This is a genomic window from Pseudomonas alliivorans (assembly GCF_017826695.1).
Taxonomy (GTDB): Bacteria; Pseudomonadota; Gammaproteobacteria; order Pseudomonadales; family Pseudomonadaceae; genus Aquipseudomonas; species Aquipseudomonas alliivorans.
On sequence record NZ_JAFFZW010000013.1, the window covers coordinates 45,421 to 68,640 of the forward strand.

Below are 23,220 nucleotides of genomic sequence, written 5' to 3' on the forward strand. Positions count from 1 at the left end.
GCCTCACCATGGCGTCAATGCAGCGCTGTCATGGGGCAAACACCGGCCTGTGGGAGGGGGCTTGCCCGCGATGAGGTCGACACGGTGTATCTGGTACATCGCTTGATCGTTCATCGCCGGCAAGCCGCCTCCCACAGGGTTCACGCGGCCCCTACGTGCAATTAGCCAGGTACGGGCGCTTTAAACGAAAACCCTGCGAAAGCATTCAAGATATCCACATGCCCGCTGCGCAGGAAAACACCCGGTCTCGCCTGGCGAATCAACCCGACTGCGTGATCCACAGACCTGGCCCGTCCGCTGAGCAACAACCAGGCAGCCACGGCCATTGCACTGCGCGAATAGCCCAGCGCGCAGCACACCAGCAACGGGCCATTCGAGCGCAAACGCTCGATGGCTTCAGCCGCAAGCTGGCATTGCTCGACGGTCAGTGGGACCAGATCCAGGGCGGCGACCTGTTGATAACTTCGCGCACCTGGCTTCAGGGGTAACTCGGCACACATATCCACCACTGCCTTGAACGGTTGCAGCTGCCTTTGATTCGGAATACGGCCCAGCCAGACGTTGTCCACAACCTGATCGGAATCAGGCCGCTTTTTTGTCCACAACCGAGAATTTATCCACGCCCCGATGAGGTATGGCGCCATCAGCCAGCGAGCCGCTGGGGATAACCTTCCGTTGGCGCGTTTTTGAAAACCCGTGGCACCGAACAGTAGATAATTCAGGCCGACCAGAAGCAGGGACAGCGCAGGCCACGCCAGCCAGAGCCAGCCGCCGCCCAGCGTGAATACGGGTATCGCTAGCAGCAGTGCGCCAATTCCGTAATACAGCGCAAGCTTGAGACGCTGCGGTTGTCGGGTCAGCCTCGCAGTCAGCAGTGGGCTGCGGCCTTCATCCGGCCAAAGCCAGATGCACAGCCAACCGGCGAGCGCGCCTGTGGGTAAGTCGATGAAGTGATGCTGGTACGTTGTGAGCACTGACACGCCAATCAGTGCGAACCAACTGTGCAGCAACCAGCGCCATGCCACGTGAAACTGCCGTGCATAGCGGTCGTAGCAGACCCACAGCACCACCAGCAGTGCGATATGCAGCGAGGGCGCCTGATTGAACGGCTTGTCGAACCCGGCCAGCACTGCGAACAGCCAGCCGAACAGGCCATCCAGTTCCGGGCGTTCAAAGGTGAAACGCAGCGGCCAGAGCAGAAAGCAGGTGACCGCGATCAACTGCGCGCTGAACAGGCGTAACGCGTGAGTATCCAGTTCGCGGCGTGTCAGGCAGGCCAGCAGCGAAAATCCGTAAAGCAGGTCGATGGACCAGTAGGGCACGATGGTCCAGGCCCAGAACGGCATGTGGCTTTCCCAGCCGAATGCCATGCTGCCGACGTCATCGCGCTGGGCTGTGTACCAGGTGGCAAAGCCGTAGCTGGCGAAGAAGAACGGCGCCAGCAGCAACAGCCAGACCACCGCTCTTTTCCACAGGCCCGGCTGGCGAACCGCGTTCACTGGATGCGCTGCGCGAGGGACACCGTGAAAATCCCCCATTCATCCACACGCTGGGTGATCTTGCGAAAGCCTGCGGCTTCGACCAGTTGATCCATCTCCGACTGACTGCGACGGCGCATGACCCAGGCTTGTCCCTGACGGTGGCTGGTCAGGGCGCGGGCGATCAGTTCCAGTTGCGGGTGCCAGGGTTGACCGGTGTACACCAGATAACCGCCAGGCTCGACAGCGGCTGCCAGTCCGGCCAGCGAATCGCCGACCATCTGATTGCTGGCGAACAGCTCATACAGACCCGAGACCACGGCCAATGTGGGTTTGGGGTCCAGCGCTGTAAGGTCGGCACGGTCAAAGGCATCGCCTTTGACGAAGCGTGCGACGTCTTCGAGATCTTTCTGTTCGATCAGCAGGCTGCCGTCGCGCACGTTGATGTCGCTGTAGTCGCGCAGCAGGATGGATTCCGGCAGCGGTTCCACGCCATGCAGCGACTCAAGGATGTAACGGCCGTGTCCGGCGGCGATATCGACGATACGCACCGGCTTGCCCTGATTGCGCAGGTGCGCCATGGCCAGACGCAGCAACTCTTCGGCGTGCAGCTTGCGTTGACGGATGCCGCGCCAGCCGATGGATTGCAGGTAGTTCTTGTCGATCATCCGGCCCAGCGCGCCAGTACCGGCAGGTTTGTTGCGGTAAACGTAATCCAGCGTGCTGCCGGAATCGAAGCCCGTGTCGAAGCCCAGCTTCACCCCTGTGGATAACTTGCTGCCCAGACGCAAGCTGGCGCGAGTCATGCGCCAGTAAAGGTCGCGCAGCGAATTGTGTGGCAACGGCGCGGCCAGTTCTTCGGACTCGGCGCAGGTGACGCCCAGCTTGTCGGCATCCAGCAGGGAAGGGCGCGCCACCAGGGTCTCGAAACTCTGCAGCACGAAGCGTCGCGCACGGCTGATCGCCAGATGACGGTCCCGCTCGCCCAGTGTGTCGTGGAAGAATCCCGGCAGGATGTGTTTCTCCTTGCGCACGCTGCCCAACCGGTCGAAAAACTGCTCCTGCGGACCACGATGCACCACGAAGTCGGCACCCGAGATCAATAGCTGAGTCGGGATCTGAATGGCCTGCGCGTCGGCAACCACCCGGTCGGCGGCTTCGTACAGCCCCAGCAGCACATTCACCGAGATCGCCTTGGTGATCAACGGGTCGCTGTCATAAGACGCGATGCGCTGCGGATCGTGGCTCAGGAAGCGCGCCTTGACGTAACTGTTGACGAAAAAGTTGCCCTTGAACTTGCGCAGCAGCGCCAGTCCCGAACGAGCGAAAGGCACGTACAGCTTGACCTTGAAGGCCGGCGAGGCGAGGACCAGCGAGCGGATTTTCGGCGCATAGTCGTGAGCCCAGGTGGCCGCAATGACTGCTCCGACGCTCTGGGCAATCACCGCCATGTTCTCTTCCGGTATCTCGAACGTCGCGCTCAGGTGATCGACGAAGGTCTGCACGTCCCGAACGCTGGTCGCGAAGCTTGGGCTGTCGCCGCGTGCGCCGGGTGACTGACCATGGCCACGAGCATCCCAGGCGAAGAAATCGAAACCCGGCAGGTCCAGTTCATCGACCAGGTGCGCAATGCGTCCCGAGTGTTCATGGCCCCGGTGAAACAACACGATGGCTTGTCGAGGCGCGTCATTGGCCTGCGTGACAGCGGGCCAGTGGCGGTAGAAAAGCTCTACCCCGTCATGAGTCGTGAAGCGCCGATCATTCATCTCACGCATTGCAACTTCCTTACGCCGGAGGCTTTTGGCTGCTTATTCTTGAGGCGAGGTCTGTTCTTCCAGGCCGCGCCGGACGCGGTTGTACAGCGTGTACATCAACAACGCGCAGACGAGGGCGAGCACCAGATTTATCCACAGGGCGGCGAGCCACCCCACGGCGACGCCAGCACCCAGCACGCCGAATACCAGCGCGCGGTCGCTTTTGCCCATCGGACCGTCATAGCGTCGGGAGGCGCCGACCATCGGGCCGAGCACGCCTGCGTATTCAGTGAAAATCGCCAGCAGGGTCACGCCCAGGACCAGTCCGAGACTCACGTCGGGGATCAGCGCGAAGGGCAGGAACAGTGCGCTGTCAGCGATCACGTCGGTCAGCTCGTTGAGATAAGCCCCGAGCCGCGACTTCTGGCCGAATTCGCGGGCGAGCATGCCATCGATGGCGTTGAGCGCCATGCGCAGGATCATCCACAGCGGAATCAGGGCGAACACGGCATAGTGCGGCACCGACAGCGCGACGATGCCACCCACCAGCAAAGACACGGCGCAGGCGGCAAGGGTGACCTGATTGGCTGTCACGCCCCTGTCGTAAAGGCGCTGCACGGCGGGCCGCAGGAGGTTCTGAAAGCGCGGTTTGAGCTGGTAGATAGAAATCAACGAAGAGCATCCGTGTCTGTGGATAACTACCCGGCCTTGTGGCAACAAACGAAGCGGCACAGGCCAGGCCGCTAGTGAAACATAATGTGACCCGTACTACGCAGTACTGTTTGTGCGACGTGTCTCAGGGATGAAAATTTCGCCCGTCTCATACCGACCTGAACGGGCATTGAACCTGACGAAAATTTCACGGCGAGTGTTACATCGTAACGCTATGATGCGGCAGCATTCAGACCGCCGATGCAGGCCTCAGCGGGCCAAGGGCGACAGTGAGCAGGTTCGGGGTAGTGATGCGGGTTGATCTGGATGTGGAACATGCGGACCTTGAAGGTCTGCCGCGTTTTCAAATGGCGGCGCGTCAGGCGCGACGTCTCGCACGCCTGATGTATGTTGCTGCCGGGCTTGGCCTCTTCGGGCTGGTGCTGGCATTTTTCATCGATCTGTTTTCTCCCGGCTCGCTGTGGATGGCCGCACTGGTCAACAGTTGCGCGGCGCTTCTGTTGCTCGCTGCCGGTTTGCAGTCGGCCCGTAGCGTCGCGAGCTGGCGTGCCCGCGCGCTGGATGTTCCGGCGCATGCAGAGCGCGATCTGTCTGTGCTCGATAGGGAGGCTGATGTCGATGACAGCGGCTGGTATGAGCGTCTGCTCACTCGCCTGAGCCAATCCAGTGAATCGCTGCTGCACCAGATAGGTGTTTCGACCCTGTGGCTGGCCGGATGGGCGCTTCTGGTTCTGATCAGTATCCAGGCGATCTGGAACCTGACGCTGCTCGGTAACGATATTTCGTCAGTCGCCAATCTTGCGGGCAGCGCCCTGCTGTTGATGGCGTTCGGCTTGCTGGTGCTGGAGCGGCAGTTGAGCGGCGAGGCCCAGTGGCCTGAAGCCGAGCCATTGTCGCGTCTGGTGCGCATGACGATTGTCGTGTTTCTGGTCGCAGCCCTGTGTCTGTTCTTCTCCCGAGTCGATCGGGTCTGGCCTGCCCGTCTGGCTGTGCTGATCGGTTTGCTGCCAATGGCGGTTGCCATCGAGTTTCTTGTGCGTGCGGCGCTGTCGTTGTTCAGCCCCCGCAACGAGCGGATCGAGCCTCGTCTGCTGGCCAGCAGTTTCATTGCCGACCTGTTGCGCTGGCCACCGCGTCCGCTGATGGCTTTGCAGCACGAACTGCACAACCGCTTCGGCATCGACTTGCGCCAGATCTGGGCGTTCACCTACATGCGCCGGGCCTTCCTGCCGGTGCTGGCGGTCGTTGCCCTGCTGGGCTGGGCGCTGACCGGCGTGCACGAAATTCCGCTGCAGGCGCGTGGCATCTATGAACGCTTCGGCAAGCCGGTCGAGGTCTTTGGTCCTGGTTTGCATGCGGGTCTGCCATGGCCGTTCGGTCGTGTCCTGGCGGTCGAGAACGGCGTGGTTCATGAATTGGCTGCCAGCGTATCGCCTGCCAGTGCCGCCGAGCAGGTGGCCGATCCGGCCGAAGGTCCGCCACCGGCCAGCGCCAATCGCTTGTGGGACGCCAGCCACATCAATGAGAAATCCCAGGTCATTGCCAGCAGCGCCGGCGCCAAACAGAGCTTCCAGATCGTCAACATGGACGTGCGCTTCGTCTACCGGATTGGCCTGACCGATGCGGCCGCTCTGGCGGCGACCTACAACAGCGCCGATGTTCCGGCATTGATTCGCAGCACTGCCAGCCGTGTGCTGGTGCATGACTTCGCTTCACGCACGCTGGATGAACTGCTCGGCGAGCAGCGCAGTGGTCTGTCGGATGACATCGGCAAGGCCGTGCAGGCCGACCTCCAGCGTCTGGACAGCGGCGTGGAAATTCTCGCCACCGTGGTCGAGGCGATTCATCCGCCTGCCGGTGCCGCCAATGCCTATCATGCGGTGCAGGCTGCGCAGATTGGCGCGCAGGCACTGATTGCCCGCGAGCGTGGCGCCGCCAGCGACAAGGCCAACCAGGCTCAACTCAACGCCAGCGTCGCCCATGATCAGGCCAGTGCCACGGCCCGCGAAGTACTGGCCACTGCCCGAAGCGCAGACCTGCGTTTCGACGCCGAGCGTCAGGCCTATACCGGCGCAGGGCGGGCGTTTCTGCTGGAGCATTACCTGACCCGCCTCAATGAAGGTCTGGGCAATGCGAAATTGCTGATACTCGATCACCGTCTGGGCGGCGATAACGCGCCGACCATCGACCTGCGTTCCTTCACCCCACCGGCAGACCCAACGGCGCCGCGTAAAGCCGCTCAGTAAGGAGTCGTCCCTTGAGTCTGTTTCATCATCATCACGATCACAGCGACCACGGTGCCCACGATCACGGTGGTCACGGTCATCACCACCATCATCATGACGCGGCGGGTCCTGCGGCGTTTCCCTGGCGGCGGGCGAGTCTGGCGGCGGTCCTGATTGCGTTCGCCATCGCCGCAGCAAGCCTGGTGCAGGTGCGCTCGGGCGAAGCCACGGTTGTCACCCGTTTCGGTAACCCTTCCCGTGTGCTGCTGGAGCCGGGTCTGAACTGGCGCTGGCCTGCGCCGTTCGAAGCGACCATTCCGGTGGACCTGCGCCTGCGCACGACCTCCAGCGGTCTGCAGGATGTCGGCACGCGTGATGGCCTGCGGATCATCGTTCAGGCCTATGTGGCGTGGCAGGTTCAGGGCGACGCAGACAACGTGCAGCGTTTCATGCGCGCCGTGCAGAACCAGCCGGATGAAGCGGCGCGGCAGATTCGGACGTTCGTCGGCTCGGCACTGGAAACCACGGCAAGCAGTTTCGACCTGTCGAGCCTGATCAACACAGATGCCAGCAAAGTGAACATCACGGCGTTCGAGAACCAGTTGCGTCAGCAGATTGATCAGCAGTTGCTCGCCACCTATGGCGTGCGGGTGATGCAGGTCGGCGTCGAGCGCCTGACGCTGCCGTCGGTGACGCTCAACGCCACGGTAGACCGGATGCGCGCCGAACGCGAAACCATTGCCACCGAACGGACCGCCGTCGGCAAGCGCGAAGCGGCGCAGATTCGTTCTGCGGCCGAGCGCGATGCGCGCATTGTGGAAGCCGACGCCACGGTCAAGGCCGCGGACATCGAAGCGCAATCACGTGTCGAGGCCGCGCAGATTTACGGGCGCGCCTATGCCGGCTCGCCCCAGCTCTACAACCTGCTGCGTTCGCTGGACACGCTGGGCACTGTCGTGACGCCGAGCACGCGGCTGATTCTGCGCACCGATGCAGCGCCGTTCCGTGTGCTGGTCGACGGCCCGCCAACGCTGGACGGCAAGAGCGGATCACAGCCATGAGTGAGCCGTCTGGCGACACCAACGTTCAGCGTCCTGCGGTCAACGGACCCTGGCTACAGGCTAGCCGGCTGGCGTTTCTGGGGTTATACGGTGTGACGCTTCTGGCGGCGCTGGGCTGGATAACGTCCAACGTGCGTCAGATCGACCCGCAGAACCGTGCGGTGGTCATGCGTTTCGGTGCGCTGGAACGCATCCAGAACGCAGGCTTGCTGACCGCCTGGCCGCAGCCGTTCGAGCAGGTGGTGTTGCTGCCCTCGGCGGACCGAGTCATAGAACGACGTGTCGAAACCCTGCTGCGTTCGGCGGCGGCGCAGAAGGCGGATGAAATCGCGACCCTGTCGGCACCGATCAGCGATGCGCTGGCAGGTTCGGGCTTTCTGCTGACCGGCGATGCCGGTGTGGTGCAGCTCGACGTGACCGTGTTTTACAAGGTCACTGACCCTTATGCCTTCGTGTTGCAGGGTGATCATGTAGAGCCTGCGCTGGACCGCCTGGTCAACCGTAGTGCGGTGGCGCTGGCTGCAGCGCGGGACCTGGACACGATTCTGGTCGCGCGCCCTGAACTGATGGGCGCGGACAGCCAGGCTGCCGAGCGGCGTGAACGTCTGCGAGGTGACCTGGTGCGCGGCATCAATCAGCGTCTGGCCGCGCTGAAAGACGCCGGGATGAGCATCGGCATCGAGGTCGCCCGCGTCGACGTGCAATCGAGCCTGCCGCCCTCGGCCGTCAATGCGTTCAACGCGGTGCTGACTGCCAGCCAACAGGCCGATCAGGCCGTGGCCAATGCGCGCACTGACGCTGAAAAGCTGACTCAGACCGCCAACCAGCAAGCCGACCGTACCCTGCAGGTCGCCCACGCTCAGGCTTCCGAGCGGCTGGCCAAGGCGCAGACCGACACCGCTGCCGTGGTCAGCCTTGCACAATCCGTCAAGAACCGGGATGACCCCGATCTGTTGCAGCGTATTTATCGCGAGCGGGTGCCCGCCATTCTGCGTCAGGCCGGTTCCGTGACCACGGTCGATCCCAAAGACGATTCCCGCCTGATTCTTCAGGGAGCACAACCATGAGTGGTGAAGCCATCCACACCCACGAGCCTGTCAACGCGCAAGCGGCCGGCAGCATGCTGAGCGGTGCCGAACAGCGCAGTGCAGCCCGGCAGTTGACGCTGGCCATGCTGGCGCTGGGTTTGCTGGGGCTTGGCCTGATCTGGCGTTTTATTGCGCCGGAGCAGACCGGTGTCAGCCAATTGCTGCTCGGTGCTGCATCACTGTTGGTTGCGATTCCAGTGGTCAGCGCCGGTTGGCACAGCCTCCGGCACCCGAGCCTGCACGGCATCACTGATCAGTTGATCGCGCTGGCGATGCTGGGCGCGTGGGCTACCGGTGACCTGATGACCGCCGCGTTGCTGCCGATCATCATGATCTTCGGCCACGTACTGGAAGAGCGCAGCGTGATCGGCTCGCAGGAAGCCATCGAGGCGCTGGGTCGTCTGACCCGCAGCCATGCCCGACTGCTCGCCCAGGATGGCAGTATTCGCGAGGTGGACAACACTACCCTGAAAGCGGGTGATCAGGTCGAAGTGCGGGCCGGGGACCGTGTTCCTGCGGATGGCCGGGTGCTGTCCGGACAGGCCAGCCTCGACACCTCGTCGATCACCGGCGAGTCGGTACCGCTGGAAGCCACAATGGGCGTGGACGTGTTCGGGGGCGCCATCAACCTTGATGGGCTGCTGCGCATTGAAGTGACGCGCATCGGTGATGAGTCCACGCTCGGCAAGGTTATCGCCCTGATGCAGAGCGCCGAGCGTTCCAAGCCGCCGATCACCCGTCTGCTGGAGCGTTATGCAGGCAGTTACATGGTGCTGGTGTTGCTGATTGCTGCGCTGACCTGGTTCATCACCCACGATGCGCAGGCCATGCTGGCGGTGCTGGTCGCCGCCTGTCCATGCGCGCTGGTACTTTCAGCCCCGGCAACCGCCATCGCCGGTATCGCCGTCGCGGCGCGTCACGGGATTCTGATTCGAAGCTCGGCCTTCCTGGAAGAACTGGCGGACCTGACCTCACTGGTGGTGGATAAGACTGGCACGCTGACGTTCGGGCGCCTGCGTTTGCAGTCGATACAGGCGCGAGGCGCGCAACACGCTCAATTGCTTGAGTTGGCGGCCAGCCTGGGATCCGCCAGCAGTCATCCGGTCAGCCGCGCATTGGCCGGGCTTGTGGATAAAAGCGCGCTGCTGCCGTTGACTGATATTCGCGAACGTCAGGGTTTGGGCGTTGTGGCGTCGACCGGGCAGGGCGATGCGGCCCTGGGTCGTCCTGAGTTGTTCGAGCAGTTGGGTATCGCCATGCCCAGCGTCCCTGAGCATGACGGCCCGCTGGCGGGTCTGTCGCTGAATGGCGAATTCCTCGCCTGGCTGTTGCTGGCCGACACCCTCAAACCGGAAGCCCAGGCGGCGCTGCAGGCGTTGCGCGAACTGGGCATGGGCAGGCAACTGCTGTTGACCGGTGACCGCCAGGGCGTGGCTGATCAACTGGCGCGTGAAGTCGGCATTACCGACGTTCATGCCCAGGCCCTGCCCGAAGACAAACTCAACCGGGTGATGAGCGAGATCGGCAGCGGCTTCAGGCCGATGGTGGTGGGTGATGGGGTCAATGACTCGCTGGCACTGAAGGCGGGCGTGGTGGGTGTGGCCATGGGAGCTGGCGGTGCCGACATCGCGCTCGCGTCGGCCGATATCGTATTGATCGGCAGCGATCTGCGTCGTCTGGGCACCTGCGTACGCCTCAGCCGCCGCTGCCGTCATACCTTGCAGGTCAACGTGATCATCGGCCTTGGCTGGACGCTGGCCATTGTCGCGCTGGCAGCCTTCGGCCTGCTGGGAGTAGCCGGGGCAATGATTGCAGCGATTCTGCATAACCTGAGCACGTTGCTGGTCCTGGGCAATGCCGGGCGTCTGCTACGTTTTCAGGAACCGCTGAGCACGTTGTGAGCGACCTCGCAGGTCGCGAGCATCGCCGTTTCGCCTGAAAAGCCTGAGTCATTACAGATTTTTTAAGTATAAGAAATGGCTTGAGCTTTGAAGAACTCTGTTACAGATTAAGAGTCATTCAACAGAGTGCGGTCCAAATTCAGGCTGTCGTCTGGCTCGAGTCAGTGGGCACAAGGCTGTTCCCCGGAAGTTGATTCAATGCAGTGTCGCCATCGCCAATAGCCTATCGGCCCTTTTGGAGGGCTTGTCTTGGATGCTCTATTCGAGTTTCTGGATAAGGGGGTGATTCATCATGCTCACGCAACTTCCGTCGGTCTTGCAAAACCTTCATCTGCCGTTGCGTCTCAGGCTCTGGGACGGTCATCAAATGGACCTGGGGCCTGATCCCAGTGTCACGATTGTCGTCAAGGATCCACGACTTGTCTCCGACTTCACCCATCCCAGTCTCGACCTGCTTGGCAGCGCGTTCGTGGAAGGGAGACTCGAACTCGAGGGCTCCATCAGCGAAGTGGTGCGGGTGTGCGACGAGCTGACCCACGCGCTGGTGGAGGAGCAGGACGAGTCCGACACCCCCGTGCGCACCCGGCACGACAAGGATACCGACGCTGCCTCCATTTCGTACCACTACGACCTTTCCAACGAGTTCTACCAGTTGTGGCTGGATAAGGAGATGGTCTATTCCTGTGCCTACTTCAAAACCGGCAACGAATCGCTGGAACAGGCGCAGCAGGATAAATTTCATCACCTGTGCCGCAAGCTGCGCCTCAGGCCCGGTGATTATTTGCTGGATGTCGGCTGCGGCTGGGGCGGTCTGGCGCGTTTTGCAGCCCGTGAATATGGCGCGAAAGTCTTCGGCATCACCTTGAGCCGCGAGCAGTTGGCGCTTGCCCGCGCACTGGTGACCGCTGATGGACTCGACGATCAGGTCGAGCTTCAACTGCTCGATTATCGCGATTTGCCGCAGGATGGACGCTTCGACAAAGTGGTCAGCGTGGGTATGTTCGAACACGTCGGCCACGCCAACCTGCCGCTTTACACCCAGCGACTGTTTGGCGCGGTGAGAGAGGGTGGTCTGGTGATGAACCACGGCATTACCGCCAGGCATACCGATGGACGACCTGTCGGGCGTGGAGCGGGCGAGTTCATAGACCGCTACGTATTCCCGAACGGTGAGTTGCCGCACATGGCAATGATCAGCTCATACATCAGCGAAGCCGGACTGGAAGTCGTCGATGTCGAAAGCCTGCGGCCGCACTATGCCAAAACGCTGGAGCACTGGAGTTCTCGCCTCGAATCCCGCTTGAGCGAAGCGGCTGCGATGGTGCCCGAGCATACCTTGCGCATCTGGCGAATTTACCTTGCAGGCTGTGCTTATGCGTTCGCGCGGGGCTGGATCAATCTGCATCAGATCCTGGCGGTGAAGCCCTTTGCCGACGGCGCGACGGGGCTGCCGTTGACGCGGGAGGATATTTATCGGTGATCGCCAGGCGCAAGTTGCGTTACATCAATGAGGCTTCTTATCGGTCACAGGTGCAAAAGCAAGGACCACCTTTGGCGGCGCTCCTGCACACGCAGCGTACTCATATTATTCGGGCTGCAGGGCGGGGCGCAGTCACGCACTCGGGCTGTGGCCGCCTTTGTTTCACAGGATCGGCGATATCAACCGAGCCACCCGCATGCCCAGCTGGTGCAACCTTCGTGTCTCACGGCTTTCCTGAATAGAGATTTCCCGGGCCTGAGCGAAATCGGCATTGAGCATGGCTTCGACCTGATTGGAGAAATCAGGGTCGACGGTCAGCAGCATCAATTCGAAGTTGAGCCTGAACGAGCGGTTGTCGAGGTTGGCGCTGCCGATGGCGGTGATTTCGTTGTCCACCAGGACGACTTTCTGATGCAGGAAGCCCGGCCCGTAGCGGAACACCCGTACGCCAGCGCGGACAGCGTCGAACGCGTACAGACTGGACGCGGCGTAGACCACGTAGTGGTCTGGACGTGAGGGCAACAGCAGGCGAACGTCCACGCCGCGTAGCACGGCCAGACGCAGGGCCGCTGACACAGCCTCGTCCGGGATGAAATAAGGGCTGGTGATCCAGACGCGCTCTTCTGCGGCATGGATGGCCTCGACGAAGAACAGTGAGCAGGTTTCCTGAGCATCCGCCGGGCCGCTGGCCAGCAACTGACACAGCACGCCGTCTTCGGGAAAGGTTTCCGGCAGGCTCAAAGGTGGCAGCTCGCGAGTGGCCCAGAACCAGTCTTCGGCAAATGACTCCTGCAGGCAGGCAACCACAGGCCCGATGACTTCCACGTGAGTATCGCGCCAGGGTGCCAACGGCGGTTTCAGTCCCATGTATTCGTCGCCGACATTGTGTCCGCCCATATAACCTTTCAAGCCGTCCACGACCACGATCTTGCGGTGATTGCGAAAGTTGATCTGGAAACGGTTGAGCCAGCCGCCGTGGGTGGCGAACGCTTTGATCTGCACACCGCCAGCACGCAGCGTGTCAATGTAGCTCGCAGGCAAGGCGTGGCTGCCGATCCGGTCATAGAGCACAAAGATCGACACTCCTTCCGCGGCTTTTTCGAGCAGCAGGGTTTGCAACTGTCTGCCGAGTGCGTCGTCATGGATGATGAAAAACTGAACCAGTATGGTTTGCCGGGCCGCACGAATGGCCTCGAAGATCGCGCCAAATGTTTCTTTGCCGTTGATCAACAGCCGTACCTTGTTATTGGCCAGCGCTGGCATATTTCCGAGTTTGGGCATGGCGCGCAGCGACGTATAGGCTTTCGAACGACGCGCCGCGACAGCTTCCTCGATCCAGGGCCGCCAGTTCAGGCTGCCGATGGCGACACGCATCTCTTGGTTGGCCTCACGCCGCGCCTTGATATACGCATCGAACGAACTGCGGCCGAAGACCAGGTATGGAATCAGGGTGAAATAGGGGATAAACAGCAGCGGCATCGCCCAGGCAATTGCGCCTTGCGAGGTGCGTACGGTCAGCAGCGCGTGAATCGCGGCACCAGTGCCCAACAGATGAATGAAACCCAGGACGTAACCGAAAAAATACGGGTCGTGATAATCCATGTGGAACAATGCTCCTCGGCTTTGCTGCCTAACAGACCACAGCTGAACTGGAATGTCGCTATTTTATTCCCGGTGCAACTGGGCAGCGGTTACGTCGTCTAAGGCTCATCTTCCGGCCGGTTGTCCCGGCTTTGTGTATCTGTCACTGCCGCTCAGGAATACTCAAATGAATAAACGTATGTTGGCGTGGTTTTTCTGTCTGGCGACGCCGCTGGCTCAGGCCCAGATGCTGCAACCTGGCTTGTGGGAACTGACTTCCAGCAACATGAAAGTGGACGGTCAGCAATTGCCCGATCTGCAACTGATGCTGGGGCAACTGAAAAACCTGCCGCCCGAGCAACGCGCCATGATGGAGCAGATGATGCAGAAGCAGGGTGTAACTTTGGGCGGCCAGGGCGTGCGTGTTTGCCTGACGCCTGCGCAGGTTAAATCGGACGATATCCCGTTGACCGATCCCAAATCGGGCTGCACGCAGAAAATCACTGCACGCAATGGCAAAACCTGGAATTTCCAGTTCAGCTGCCCCAAGGCCCAGGGCACAGGGCAGGCGCAGTTCCTCAGTGATCGCGAGTTCACCACCAACGTTGTAGGCACGTTTAACGCCACTGGTCAGCAACAGAACGGCAGCATGGACACTCGTGCCGTCTGGCTGGGCGCGCAGTGCGGAACCGTTGCACCGCGTACCTGAGTCAATTCATGGAGTTACGTTCCACGTGGAACATTCTTGAAAAATGGACGATTTATTGTCGTTCGGCGAGAGTGTTCCATGACTTAATCTTCATGAAGTGCTTCATATGTCATTCGTAACTGCATGTTATATTGTTACTAATGTCATGGATGAAACCCTTCCTGAGCCGGGATGCTCGTTTTTGCGCTTGAGACATCCCATGCACAGACGCCAAATGCTGCTCAATATGCTCCTGGCCGGTGCGGCCCTGACCTTGCCGTTGGGCGCTTATGCCACGCAAATCCGTAACGCACGCCTGTGGCGGACCAATGACAAGCTGCGTCTGGTCCTGGATCTCAGCGGTCCCGTTCAATACAAAACCTTTACCCTCACAGCCCCCGACCGCCTGATCATCGACGTCAGCGGCTCACGGCTGACCGGTGATTTCAGCCAACTGGCGCTGGACAGGACTGTTATCACGTCCATTCGCTCCGGCCATTACGGTTCGGGCGATGACACACGCATCGTGCTGGACTTGACCGCGCCCGTGCAACTGAACAGCTTTCTGCTCGGCCCTCAGGGTGATCAAGGCCATCGTCTGGTGCTGGACATGAGTTCCACGGTACGTGCGCCGGTACAGATGGCTGAGCTGCCACCGCCGGTGCCCGTCAAGGAGCCCGCCAAGGCACGCACTGGTGGGCGCGACATCATGGTGGTGGTCGATGCGGGTCATGGCGGCAAGGATCCCGGCGCGGTGGGCTCTCGTGGTGAGCGTGAGAAAGACGTGGTGTTGTCCATCGCGCAGTTGCTGGCCAAGCGTCTCAAGCGCGAAAAAGGCTTCGACGTACGACTGGTGCGCAACGATGACTTCTTCGTACCACTGCGCAAGCGTGTCGAGTTCGCACACAAGTCCAACGCCGACATGTTCATCTCGGTGCATGCCGACGCTGCACCACGCCTGACCGCATCCGGTGCGTCGGTGTTTGCGTTGTCGGAAGGTGGCGCTACCTCTGCCACAGCGCGTTTCATGGCCCAGCGCGAGAACGGCGCGGACCTGCTGGGTGCAAGCTCGCTGCTTAATCTCAAGGACAAGGACCCGATGCTGGCCGGGGTGATTCTCGACATGTCGATGAATGCGACCATCGCCGCCAGCATGCAACTGGGCCATACCATTCTGGGCAGCCTTGAAGGCATCACCACGCTGCACCAGAAACGCGTGGAACAGGCCGGTTTCGCGGTACTCAAGTCGCCGGACGTGCCTTCGATCCTGGTCGAGACAGGTTTCATCTCCAACACCCGTGACAGTCAGCGTCTGGTCACGGCGCGTCATCAACAAGCGGTCGCCGACGGATTGTTCGAAGGCCTGCAACGCTACTTCCAGCGCAACCCGCCCATGGATTCGCACATGGCCTGGATGCAGGCGCAGAAGCAGGAACAGCAGGTCTGATCTACGTTACCTGCAGCCATTCAAGCGGCTGCAGGTGATTTTGCTGCGCGTACCGTCAGAGCTAGAAACCCGCGTGATCGTCGTCCAGCCCACACGCTGGATGGTGCCGATCCAGGCCTCACCGTCCGAGGCCAGCCCGGTAAAAAACGTCAACTGGTCGTAGCGACTGTTGGTCTGCACCCAACGACGTTTATCCAGCACTTCATAGCCTCTCAGCCAGGTTGTCTGTCCGGCCGTGGTGACGCTGTAGTGATTGCCCTGTGCATCACTGCACGCCAGCACGGTGGCGCTGCGCGTGCACAGCGCAAGATCGGCGGCAGGCCGAGCGCCGGCAGCCATAGCTTGTGTGCCGGCCAGAGCCAGCAACGCGATCAACCCTGACGAGACCTGTTTCATGACGAACCCTTCGCGAAGCCATATAGCTATTTTGTGTTGTTATACTATAACATCTAGCGGTGATTAGAGCTGGCTGCCAGATGGATTCGTTGCAGCCAGTACGAACAAGGCTGAAGCCTTGCAGACCGGTTGGAGAATCCTGATGCCGAACCGCTTACCCGTTACTGTACTGTCCGGATTTCTCGGCGCTGGCAAGAGCACCTTACTTAATTACGTGCTGCGCAATCGTGAAAACCTGCGTGTGGCCGTCATCGTCAATGACATGAGCGAGATCAATATTGACGGCGGTGAGGTCCAGCGCGACGTCAGCCTGAACCGCGCCGAAGAAAAGCTCGTCGAGATGAGCAACGGCTGCATCTGTTGCACCTTGCGCGAGGACCTGCTTGAAGAGGTCAGTCGCCTTGCGCAGGACGGGCGCTTCGATTACCTGTTGATTGAATCCACCGGCATTTCCGAGCCGCTGCCCGTTGCAGAGACCTTCACTTTTCGCGACGAGGCAGGCAAGAGCCTGACCGACCTGGCGCGTCTCGACACCATGGTAACGGTGGTCGATGGCGTGAATTTTCTGCTCGATTACGAAGCTGCCGACGGTCTGGACACGCGCGGCGAAACCTTGGGTGAGGACGACGACCGTTCGATTACCGACCTGCTGATCGAGCAGATCGAATTTGCCGACGTGATCCTGCTCAGCAAGATCGACCTGATCAGTTCCAGCGAGCGCGAAGAACTGATCGCCATCCTGAGAAGCCTCAACGCCGACGCCGACATCATTCCAATGGTAATGGGCGAAGTGCCGCTGGCGAATATTCTCAATACCGGGCGTTTTGATTTTGACCGTGCCGCTCAGGCACCAGGCTGGCTCAAGGAACTGCGCGGCGAGCACCTGCCCGAAACCGAGGAATACGGCATCGCGTCCACGGCTTACCGGGCGCGTCGCCCGTTTCACCCGGAGCGGTTCTTCGACTTCATCAACCGCCCCTGGACCAACGGCAAGCTACTGCGCTCCAAGGGCTTTTTCTGGCTCGCCAGCAAGTACAAGGACGCTGGCAGCTGGTCTCAGGCGGGCGGTTTGATGCGACACGGGTTTGCGGGCCGCTGGTGGCGTTTCGTCGCGCGGGAGAGCTGGCCTGACGATCAGGAAAATGTCGCGTCCATCCTGGGCAACTGGTCATCGGAGACTGGCGATTGCCGTCAGGAACTGGTGTTCATTGGCCAGAACATCGATTTTGACCAACTGATCGCCGAGCTGGACGGATGCCTGCTGACCGACGATGAAATGGCCGCAGGTTCCGAGTGCTGGCACACCCTGCGCGACCCGTTCGGTCCCTGGCACGAAGAGGTGGCCGCCTGATGTTTGCTCATTCTCTGAACCATCAGACGACGATCCGGCAGGCTTGCGGAACGACCCCTGACGTACTGGGTGAAGTGCTGGAAGAGGGCGTCAACCTGGCCGTCTGGCAGCGTCAGTTACCGGCGCACATTGAAGACTTTGGTGCATTGCTGTTATCGATGGGCCAGCCGCTGTCCGAGTCCTTGACACTGGACGTGAAGGGCGGCGATCTGGAACCGGATCTGCGCACACTGGCGTCGGGTTACGCCGATCTGCAGGGATACGACGGCTTCATCGCCGACGTCTCGTGGCTGGTCAGTGCCTATGCGTGCCTGCTGGGTAGCGACTGCGTCGGGCTGCGCCTGCGAGTGCTCGACAAGGCGATGTGCCCGCGCTTTCACGTTGATCACGTGCCTGTACGTCTGATTACCACGTACGCCGGATGTGGCAGCCAGTGGCTCAAGGAAGGTGATATCGATCGCAGGCAACTGGGCCGTGCGGAATCCGAGCCGCTGGATACCCGTGTCATCCAGCAGATCAACACCGCAGATGTCGCGCTACTCAAAGGGGAGCGCTGGCGTGGGAACGAGGGCGCGGGTCTGGTGCATCGCTCGCCGGCACTTGAGGGCAATGAGCGCAGGCTGATTCTCACGCTGGACTGGCTGGCCTGAAGGCTGTTACGGCGTGATCCACTGACCCTTGCTCTGACCTTCGCAGAAAGGCTTGAGATACAAGGCGTCACTCGCCACGCCGTAATAATGGATATGCTCGCGATAAGGCATGTTGGCGACCTGCGCATTACGGCACACGCCGAATGCACCGGTCGGGCATTGCGACGAGTAGACGACCTCGGTCTTCTGGCCGGCCAGTTGCGGCTGACAGAAGCTGTCGTGAAACAGGTTTGCCGGGATATTGATATTCTCCTGGCATACCTTGACGTCAAGTCTCTCGGCCTGACTGTGTACCAGACACGCCTGAGCCCGGGTTTCACCTGAAGACAACGCCAGCAGTATCAGTGCCAGCCCGGCAGACAGCTTCATGGCTTGCATGGTTACCTTTCCTTGCTCTTCAATCACGAACGCACGCGTAGAAGTCATTTTAATGCTGCAGAACATTCCGACTCACGTCATCGGTGGCCCGCTAGGTGCCGGCAAGACCAGCCTGATCAGACAGTTGCTGGCACAAAAGCCATCCAGCGAGCGATGGGCGGTGTTGATCAACGAGTTCGGGCAGATCGGTCTGGACGCTGCACTGTTGACCACGGCCGAGGATGGTATCGCACTTGGCGAAGTGGCTGGCGGCTGCCTGTGCTGTGTAAACGGTGTGCCGTTTCAAATCGGGCTGGGTCGCCTGCTGCGCAAGGCCAGGCCTGATCGGCTGCTGATCGAGCCGTCGGGGCTGGGGCATCCTGCGCAACTCATGGCGCAGTTGCGCGAAGCACCATGGCTCGGCGTGCTCGACGTGCAGCCCAGTGTGATGGTGCTGGATGCGGCCGCGATGCGCGATGGGCAGCCGTTGGCAGCGACCCAGCAGGAAGCGTTGGCCATGGCAGGATTGCTGGTGATGAACAAATCCGAACACCTGGAAGAAACGTCTCGTAAGGCGCTGGCTGATGAGCTTGCGGGACATTCTCTGCTGTGGTCGCGCTTTGGCGAACTGCCTCTCGCTCGATTACCCGGTTATCGAACGTCTACGTCTGTGGATAAAAGCGTTGTGGATAACCTGACCGTACCTCGCAGTATTGGCCAGTTACCGGCCGTCTGGGCCGATCCCCGCGTGCCTGTCTGCCTCAGCCACCCAGGCGGGGATGGATGGAGTATCGGCTGGCGTTGGCATCCGTCACAGCAATTCGATCTTCAGCGCGTGCTGCTCTGGCTTGAAAGCCTGAACTGGCAGCGCGCGAAAATGGTTATCCACAGCGCAGGCGGCTGGTATTCAGGCAATGTTGCGCACGGTGGGCGGCTGGCCTGGCAGCTCAGTGAGTGGCGACAGGACTCGCGGCTGGAACTGATCTTTTCGGCGCCTCAGGATGCAGACGTGTTGCAGAAGCAAATGGCCGAGTGCCTGTTGGCAGGCACGTGATGGGGCGCGGTCTTACAACTGACAAGCCCCAAAACAGCGCCTACTGCTTCCACTTCTGATGCGATTGACGCCACTCACTCATCTGGATGATTTCGGCGCTGGGTGGCGGCGTCTTGATTTCGAACGGGTAGGGGGCCAGTTCGATCTGAGCGGTGTGTGCGCCGAACATGGTGATGGTGCCAGGGTGGCGCTGTTCACCGGTGACGGTGAATTCGAAGCCGTATACCCTGGCCAGCCGCTTGTGGCCCTGGGCATCGCGTGCAAAAGTGAGGCGGCGCAGCGCGACGTTGCCGTCCAGCAATTCGAGCTCAAGGCGGGCGCAGTGTTGTTTGACGCGCTCCAGCGCTTTCTCGCGCAGACCATGGGCGTGCCACCACCAGGCCGCAGCGCTTGCGAACAGCATCAGCACGAAAATGTTTCCCAGGGTCAGCATGACGGAGTGCTCCAGCAAAGGAGCCACCAGCTTAACTGTCCTGAGTGATTTACAGCCATACTGTGCGACTTATATTTCTCATTACTGCATTTGCATCGTGTTCAGGATATCCCCATGAAACGTACACCCCACTTGCTCGCTATCCAGTCCCATGTGGTCTTCGGCCACGCAGGCAATAGTGCGGCGGTGTTTCCGATGCAACGTATCGGGGTCAATGTCTGGCCGCTCAACACGGTTCAGTTCTCCAATCACACGCAATACAAGCAGTGGACCGGCGAAGTGCTGGCCCCGCAGCAGATTCCGGCCCTGATCGATGGCATTGCCGCGATCGGCGAGCTGGGCAACTGCGATGCCGTGCTTTCCGGCTATCTGGGCAGTGCCGCGCAAGGACGTGCCATCCTGACCGGCGTCGCACGCATCAAGGCGGCCAATCCCAAGGCGCTTTATCTGTGCGATCCGGTGATGGGTCATCCCGAGAAGGGGTGCATCGTCCCGGCTGAAGTCAGCGATTTTCTACTGGAAGAAGCCGCCGCCATGGCCGACTTCCTGTGCCCCAACCAGCTTGAACTGGACAGCTTCTCGGGACGCAAGCCTGAGTCACTGCTCGATTGCCTGGGGATGGCCAAAGCGCTGCTGGCACGCGGCCCGAAAGCCGTGGTGGTCAAGCATCTGGACTACCCCGGCAAGGCAGCGGACGGTTTTGAAATGCTGCTGGTGACCGCCGACGCCAGCTGGCACTTGCGACGTCCATTGCTGGCGTTTCCGCGCCAGCCGGTGGGTGTGGGCGACCTGACCTCGGGCCTGTTCCTGTCGCGCATACTGCTGGGCGATGATCTGGTGGCGGCGTTCGAATTCACCGCGTCTGCGGTGCACGAAGTGCTGCTGGAAACCCAGGCGTGCGCAAGTTACGAACTGGAACTGGTCCGTGCTCAGGACCGTATCGCCCATCCGCGGGTGCGTTTCGAAGCCGTCAGGCTGTAATGGCCGACAAGACTGCCGCTCAGGCTTCCTTGCCTGAGCCCGTTCTTCAAAGCGCTTCTTCCTTGATTTCCTGGTAACGCTTTTCCAGCTCCTGACGGATCTGGCGGCGTTGCTGCGCCTGGATATAACGTCGCTTGGCTTCAGGGGTTGCCGGTTCCAATGGCGGGACGCTGGCCGGTTTGCGATTGTCATCAACCGCTACCATGGTGAAGAAGCAACTGTTGGAGTGGCGTACCGAGCGCTCGCGGATGTTTTCGGTCACCACTTTGATGCCGACCTCCATCGAGGTGTTGCCGGTGTAGTTTACCGATGCCAGGAAGGTCACCAGTTCGCCGACATGCACCGGCTCACGGAAGATCACCTGGTCCACGGACAACGTGACCACGTAGCGACCGGCATAACGGCTTGCGCACGCATAAGCCACTTCATCCAGGTACTTGAGTAACGTACCGCCGTGCACGTTGCCAGAGAAGTTGGCCATGTCCGGGGTCATCAATACAGTCATCGACAGCTGGGCGTTTCCGGGTTCCATAGCGTGCTCACACGGTCAAGGTGTTCAAGGACGCCTATGCTGGCGCTCGAGGTGTTGCAGTCACTCAGGCTGCACAGTATCGGGACGCTGGCCATTCACTGCCCGTCACGCGTCACTCCATCTGTTTCTATATATTGCACCGGCTTTTTGTCGAAGAGTGCAGTGTTAACCTTCAAAAACCCGTGGATCGGGTTTTTTCCTACGTTTGCGTCAGATTTGGATGACGAAATTTCGGCAGGCGACGCGACCATTACGTCACTACCGATCAAGGAACTCATCACCCAAAGGAGCCACACCCCAATGCATGCCATCAATTTCATTCAGGACCTGGCAGTGATCATGCTGGTGGCGGGCGTGGTGACCATTCTGTTCCATCGGCTCCGGCAACCCGTCGTGCTGGGGTATATCGTCGCAGGCTTCATCATCGGCCCGCACACACCCCCGTTCAGCCTGATTCATGACGAAGACACCATCAAGACCCTCGCCGAGCTGGGGGTGATCTTCCTGATGTTCTGTCTGGGCCTTGAGTTCAGTTTGCGCAAGCTGTTCAAGGTCGGCGCCACGGCATTCATTGCAGCGTTCCTTGAAATCGCCCTGATGATCTGGATCGGCTACGAGATTGGCCAGTTCTTTGGCTGGAAAACCATGGATTCGCTGTTCCTGGGCGCGATTCTGGCAATCTCCTCGACCACCATCATCGTCAAGGCGCTTAACGACCTGAAGATGAAGAACGAGCGCTTTGCTCAGTTGATCTTCGGGGTGCTGATCGTCGAAGACATCCTCGGGATCGGCATCATCGCGTTGTTGTCCGGCATTGCGGTCAGCGGATCGGTCAGCTCTGGCGAGGTGTTCTCGACCGTCGGCAAGCTGTCACTGTTCATGATCGTCGCGCTGGTGATCGGCATTTTGCTGGTGCCGCGCGTGCTGGCCTACGTGGCCAGATTCGAAAGCAACGAAATGCTGCTGGTGACGGTGTTGGGGCTGTGCTTCGGTTTCTGCCTGCTGGTCGTCAAGCTGGAGTACAGCATGGTGTTGGGCGCCTTTCTGATCGGCGCCATCATGGCTGAGTCCAGGGAACTGATAAAGATCGAGCGCCTGATCGAGCCGATACGGGACATGTTCAGTGCGATTTTCTTTGTGGCCATCGGGCTGATGATCGACCCGAAAATCCTGCTCGATTACGCCTGGCCCATCGCCGTGATTACCGTTGCGGTGGTGTTGGGTAAGATGCTGTCCTGTGGGCTGGGCGCGTTTCTCGCGGGCAACGATGGCCGAACCTCCCTGCGTGTAGGCATGGGGCTGTCACAGATTGGCGAGTTTTCCTTCATTATCGCGGCATTGGGCATGACGCTGCAGGTGACCAGTGATTTCCTGTATCCAGTGGCGGTCGCGGTGTCGGCCATCACGACCCTGCTGACGCCTTACCTGATTCGTGGTGCCGATCCGCTGTCGAACAGGCTCGCCACGATGGTGCCCGGGCGCGTTGCGCGGGTGTTCAATATGTACGGTGAATGGCTGCGCAGTATTCAGCCACAAGGGGAAGGGGCGGTGCTGGCGCAGATGATCCGTCGCATTCTGCTGCAGGTCGGCGTCAATCTGGCGCTGGTGATGGCGATCTTCTTCAGTGGCGGATATTTCGCCGAGCGCATTGGCGGTTACATGAGCGAATGGGTAGCGGATATCAGCTATCAGAAGGCATTGATCTGTGGTGCTGCGTTGCTGTTGTCGCTGCCGTTTCTGATCGCGGCATATCGCAAGCTCAAGGCGCTGTCGATGCTTCTGGCAGAAATGGGCGTCAAACCGGAGATGGCGGGGCGTCATACCGTGCGGGTGCGCAAGATCCTGGCGGAGGTTATTCCGCTGCTTTCGCTGGCGCTGATTTTCGTCATGCTGGCTGCGTTGTCAGCCGGTATTCTGCCAGCCAACGAGCTGTTGCTGGTCATCACGCTGGTGGCGGCGCTTGTCGCTGCACTGCTGTGGCGCTGGTTCATTCGCGTGCATACGCGCATGCAACTGGCGTTGATAGAGACATTGGGTAACAACAATCAGGAGTCATCCGGGCACTGAGCCCGGTGACGCACGTTCGGCAGG

At 60.6% G+C, this 23,220-nt stretch carries 20 protein-coding genes; 12 read left to right on the plus strand and 8 right to left on the minus strand.

Features of this window, described 5'->3' with window-relative positions:
• Positions 1 to 161 precede the first annotated feature (161 nt).
• From JTJ32_RS24270 to JTJ32_RS24280, 3 genes are read right to left on the minus strand one after another with little or no spacing between them, the layout of a single operon-like run.
• The gene (locus JTJ32_RS24270; protein WP_099231142.1) at positions 162 to 1,499 is read right to left on the minus strand and encodes a phosphatase PAP2/dual specificity phosphatase family protein; all 1,338 of its coding nucleotides are present in this window, start codon (positions 1,497 to 1,499) and stop codon (positions 162 to 164) included.
• On the minus strand, positions 1,496 to 3,253 hold the full coding sequence (locus JTJ32_RS24275) for a bifunctional alpha/beta hydrolase/class I SAM-dependent methyltransferase (protein ID WP_099231144.1): 1,758 nt from the start codon (positions 3,251 to 3,253) through the stop codon (positions 1,496 to 1,498). Before JTJ32_RS24275 ends, JTJ32_RS24270 begins: the two co-directional genes overlap by 4 nt.
• 33 nt (positions 3,254 to 3,286) lie before the next feature.
• Positions 3,287 to 3,904 (minus strand): CDP-alcohol phosphatidyltransferase family protein, encoded by a 618-nt coding sequence (locus JTJ32_RS24280; RefSeq protein ID WP_099231146.1) that lies wholly within the window; start codon positions 3,902 to 3,904, stop codon positions 3,287 to 3,289.
• A gap of 290 nt (positions 3,905 to 4,194) precedes the next feature.
• Here JTJ32_RS24280 and hflK (JTJ32_RS24285) point away from each other — a divergent pair, with 290 nt between their 5' ends.
• The 5 genes from hflK (JTJ32_RS24285) to cfaB all read left to right on the plus strand — a co-directional run bounded on the left by hflK (JTJ32_RS24285) (position 4,195) and on the right by cfaB (position 11,659).
• Entirely contained in the window at positions 4,195 to 6,150 is a 1,956-nt protein-coding gene (hflK, locus tag JTJ32_RS24285; protein WP_099231148.1) for a protease modulator HflK, read from the plus strand.
• Positions 6,151 to 6,161: 11 nt separating this feature from the next.
• Entirely contained in the window at positions 6,162 to 7,190 is a 1,029-nt protein-coding gene (hflC, locus tag JTJ32_RS24290; RefSeq protein ID WP_099231150.1) for a protease modulator HflC, read from the plus strand.
• Entirely contained in the window at positions 7,187 to 8,257 is a 1,071-nt protein-coding gene (gene hflK, locus JTJ32_RS24295; RefSeq protein WP_210043573.1) for a protease modulator HflK, read from the plus strand. Before hflC ends, hflK (JTJ32_RS24295) begins: the two co-directional genes overlap by 4 nt.
• Positions 8,254 to 10,179, plus strand: coding sequence for a cation-translocating P-type ATPase (locus tag JTJ32_RS24300; protein ID WP_210043574.1), 1,926 nt, complete (start codon positions 8,254 to 8,256; stop codon positions 10,177 to 10,179). The genes hflK (JTJ32_RS24295) and JTJ32_RS24300 overlap by 4 nt, the downstream gene beginning before the upstream one ends.
• A gap of 292 nt (positions 10,180 to 10,471) precedes the next feature.
• Positions 10,472 to 11,659: a C17 cyclopropane fatty acid synthase CfaB gene (gene cfaB, locus JTJ32_RS24305; protein WP_210043575.1), complete on the plus strand. Its 1,188-nt coding sequence runs from the start codon at positions 10,472 to 10,474 to the stop codon at positions 11,657 to 11,659.
• 162 nt (positions 11,660 to 11,821) lie between these two features.
• Here the strand turns inward: cfaB and cls are convergent, their stop codons facing one another.
• A complete protein-coding gene (cls, locus tag JTJ32_RS24310; RefSeq protein WP_210043576.1) occupies positions 11,822 to 13,261 on the minus strand; it encodes a cardiolipin synthase in 1,440 nt (479 codons plus the stop codon).
• Between the two features lie 166 nt (positions 13,262 to 13,427).
• Here cls and JTJ32_RS24315 point away from each other — a divergent pair, with 166 nt between their 5' ends.
• Positions 13,428 to 13,949, plus strand: a complete 522-nt coding sequence (locus tag JTJ32_RS24315; protein ID WP_099231160.1) for a DUF3617 domain-containing protein — start codon at positions 13,428 to 13,430, stop codon at positions 13,947 to 13,949.
• Positions 13,950 to 14,148: 199 nt separating this feature from the next.
• Entirely contained in the window at positions 14,149 to 15,375 is a 1,227-nt protein-coding gene (locus JTJ32_RS24320) for an N-acetylmuramoyl-L-alanine amidase (protein ID WP_099231162.1), read from the plus strand.
• A 6-nt stretch (positions 15,376 to 15,381) separates the two neighbouring features.
• Here JTJ32_RS24320 and JTJ32_RS24325 read toward each other — a convergent pair whose 3' ends face one another.
• On the minus strand, positions 15,382 to 15,771 hold the full coding sequence (locus tag JTJ32_RS24325; protein ID WP_099231164.1) for a glutamine synthetase: 390 nt from the start codon (positions 15,769 to 15,771) through the stop codon (positions 15,382 to 15,384).
• 142 nt (positions 15,772 to 15,913) lie between these two features.
• Between JTJ32_RS24325 and zigA the strand changes: the two genes are divergently transcribed.
• Both zigA and JTJ32_RS24335 read left to right on the plus strand, forming a co-directional pair.
• Positions 15,914 to 17,122, plus strand: a complete 1,209-nt coding sequence (zigA, locus tag JTJ32_RS24330; protein ID WP_210043577.1) for a zinc metallochaperone GTPase ZigA — start codon at positions 15,914 to 15,916, stop codon at positions 17,120 to 17,122.
• Entirely contained in the window at positions 17,122 to 17,772 is a 651-nt protein-coding gene (locus JTJ32_RS24335) for a DUF1826 domain-containing protein (protein ID WP_210043578.1), read from the plus strand. The genes zigA and JTJ32_RS24335 overlap by 1 nt, the downstream gene beginning before the upstream one ends.
• Positions 17,773 to 17,778: 6 nt before the next feature.
• On the opposite strand, the gene JTJ32_RS24340 is transcribed toward JTJ32_RS24335, so the two are convergent.
• Positions 17,779 to 18,150 carry an NADH:ubiquinone oxidoreductase gene (locus JTJ32_RS24340; RefSeq protein WP_099231170.1) on the minus strand — a complete coding sequence of 124 codons (372 nt, stop codon included), beginning with the start codon at positions 18,148 to 18,150 and terminating at the stop codon, positions 17,779 to 17,781.
• A 52-nt stretch (positions 18,151 to 18,202) separates the two neighbouring features.
• On the opposite strand from JTJ32_RS24340, the gene JTJ32_RS24345 reads away from it, so the two are divergent.
• Positions 18,203 to 19,183 carry a CobW family GTP-binding protein gene (locus JTJ32_RS24345; protein WP_210043579.1) on the plus strand — a complete coding sequence of 327 codons (981 nt, stop codon included), beginning with the start codon at positions 18,203 to 18,205 and terminating at the stop codon, positions 19,181 to 19,183.
• 40 nt (positions 19,184 to 19,223) lie between these two features.
• Here the strand turns inward: JTJ32_RS24345 and JTJ32_RS24350 are convergent, their stop codons facing one another.
• Positions 19,224 to 19,616 (minus strand): DUF3301 domain-containing protein, encoded by a 393-nt coding sequence (locus JTJ32_RS24350; RefSeq protein ID WP_004881684.1) that lies wholly within the window; start codon positions 19,614 to 19,616, stop codon positions 19,224 to 19,226.
• A 114-nt stretch (positions 19,617 to 19,730) separates the two neighbouring features.
• On the opposite strand from JTJ32_RS24350, the gene pdxY reads away from it, so the two are divergent.
• Positions 19,731 to 20,597, plus strand: coding sequence for a pyridoxal kinase PdxY (gene pdxY, locus JTJ32_RS24355; RefSeq protein WP_099231174.1), 867 nt, complete (start codon positions 19,731 to 19,733; stop codon positions 20,595 to 20,597).
• A 46-nt stretch (positions 20,598 to 20,643) separates the two neighbouring features.
• Here the strand turns inward: pdxY and JTJ32_RS24360 are convergent, their stop codons facing one another.
• Positions 20,644 to 21,129: an acyl-CoA thioesterase gene (locus JTJ32_RS24360; RefSeq protein WP_099231176.1), complete on the minus strand. Its 486-nt coding sequence runs from the start codon at positions 21,127 to 21,129 to the stop codon at positions 20,644 to 20,646.
• Between the two features lie 300 nt (positions 21,130 to 21,429).
• Between JTJ32_RS24360 and JTJ32_RS24365 the strand changes: the two genes are divergently transcribed.
• Positions 21,430 to 23,196: a cation:proton antiporter gene (locus JTJ32_RS24365; protein ID WP_210043581.1), complete on the plus strand. Its 1,767-nt coding sequence runs from the start codon at positions 21,430 to 21,432 to the stop codon at positions 23,194 to 23,196.
• Positions 23,197 to 23,220: the final 24 nt, after the last annotated feature.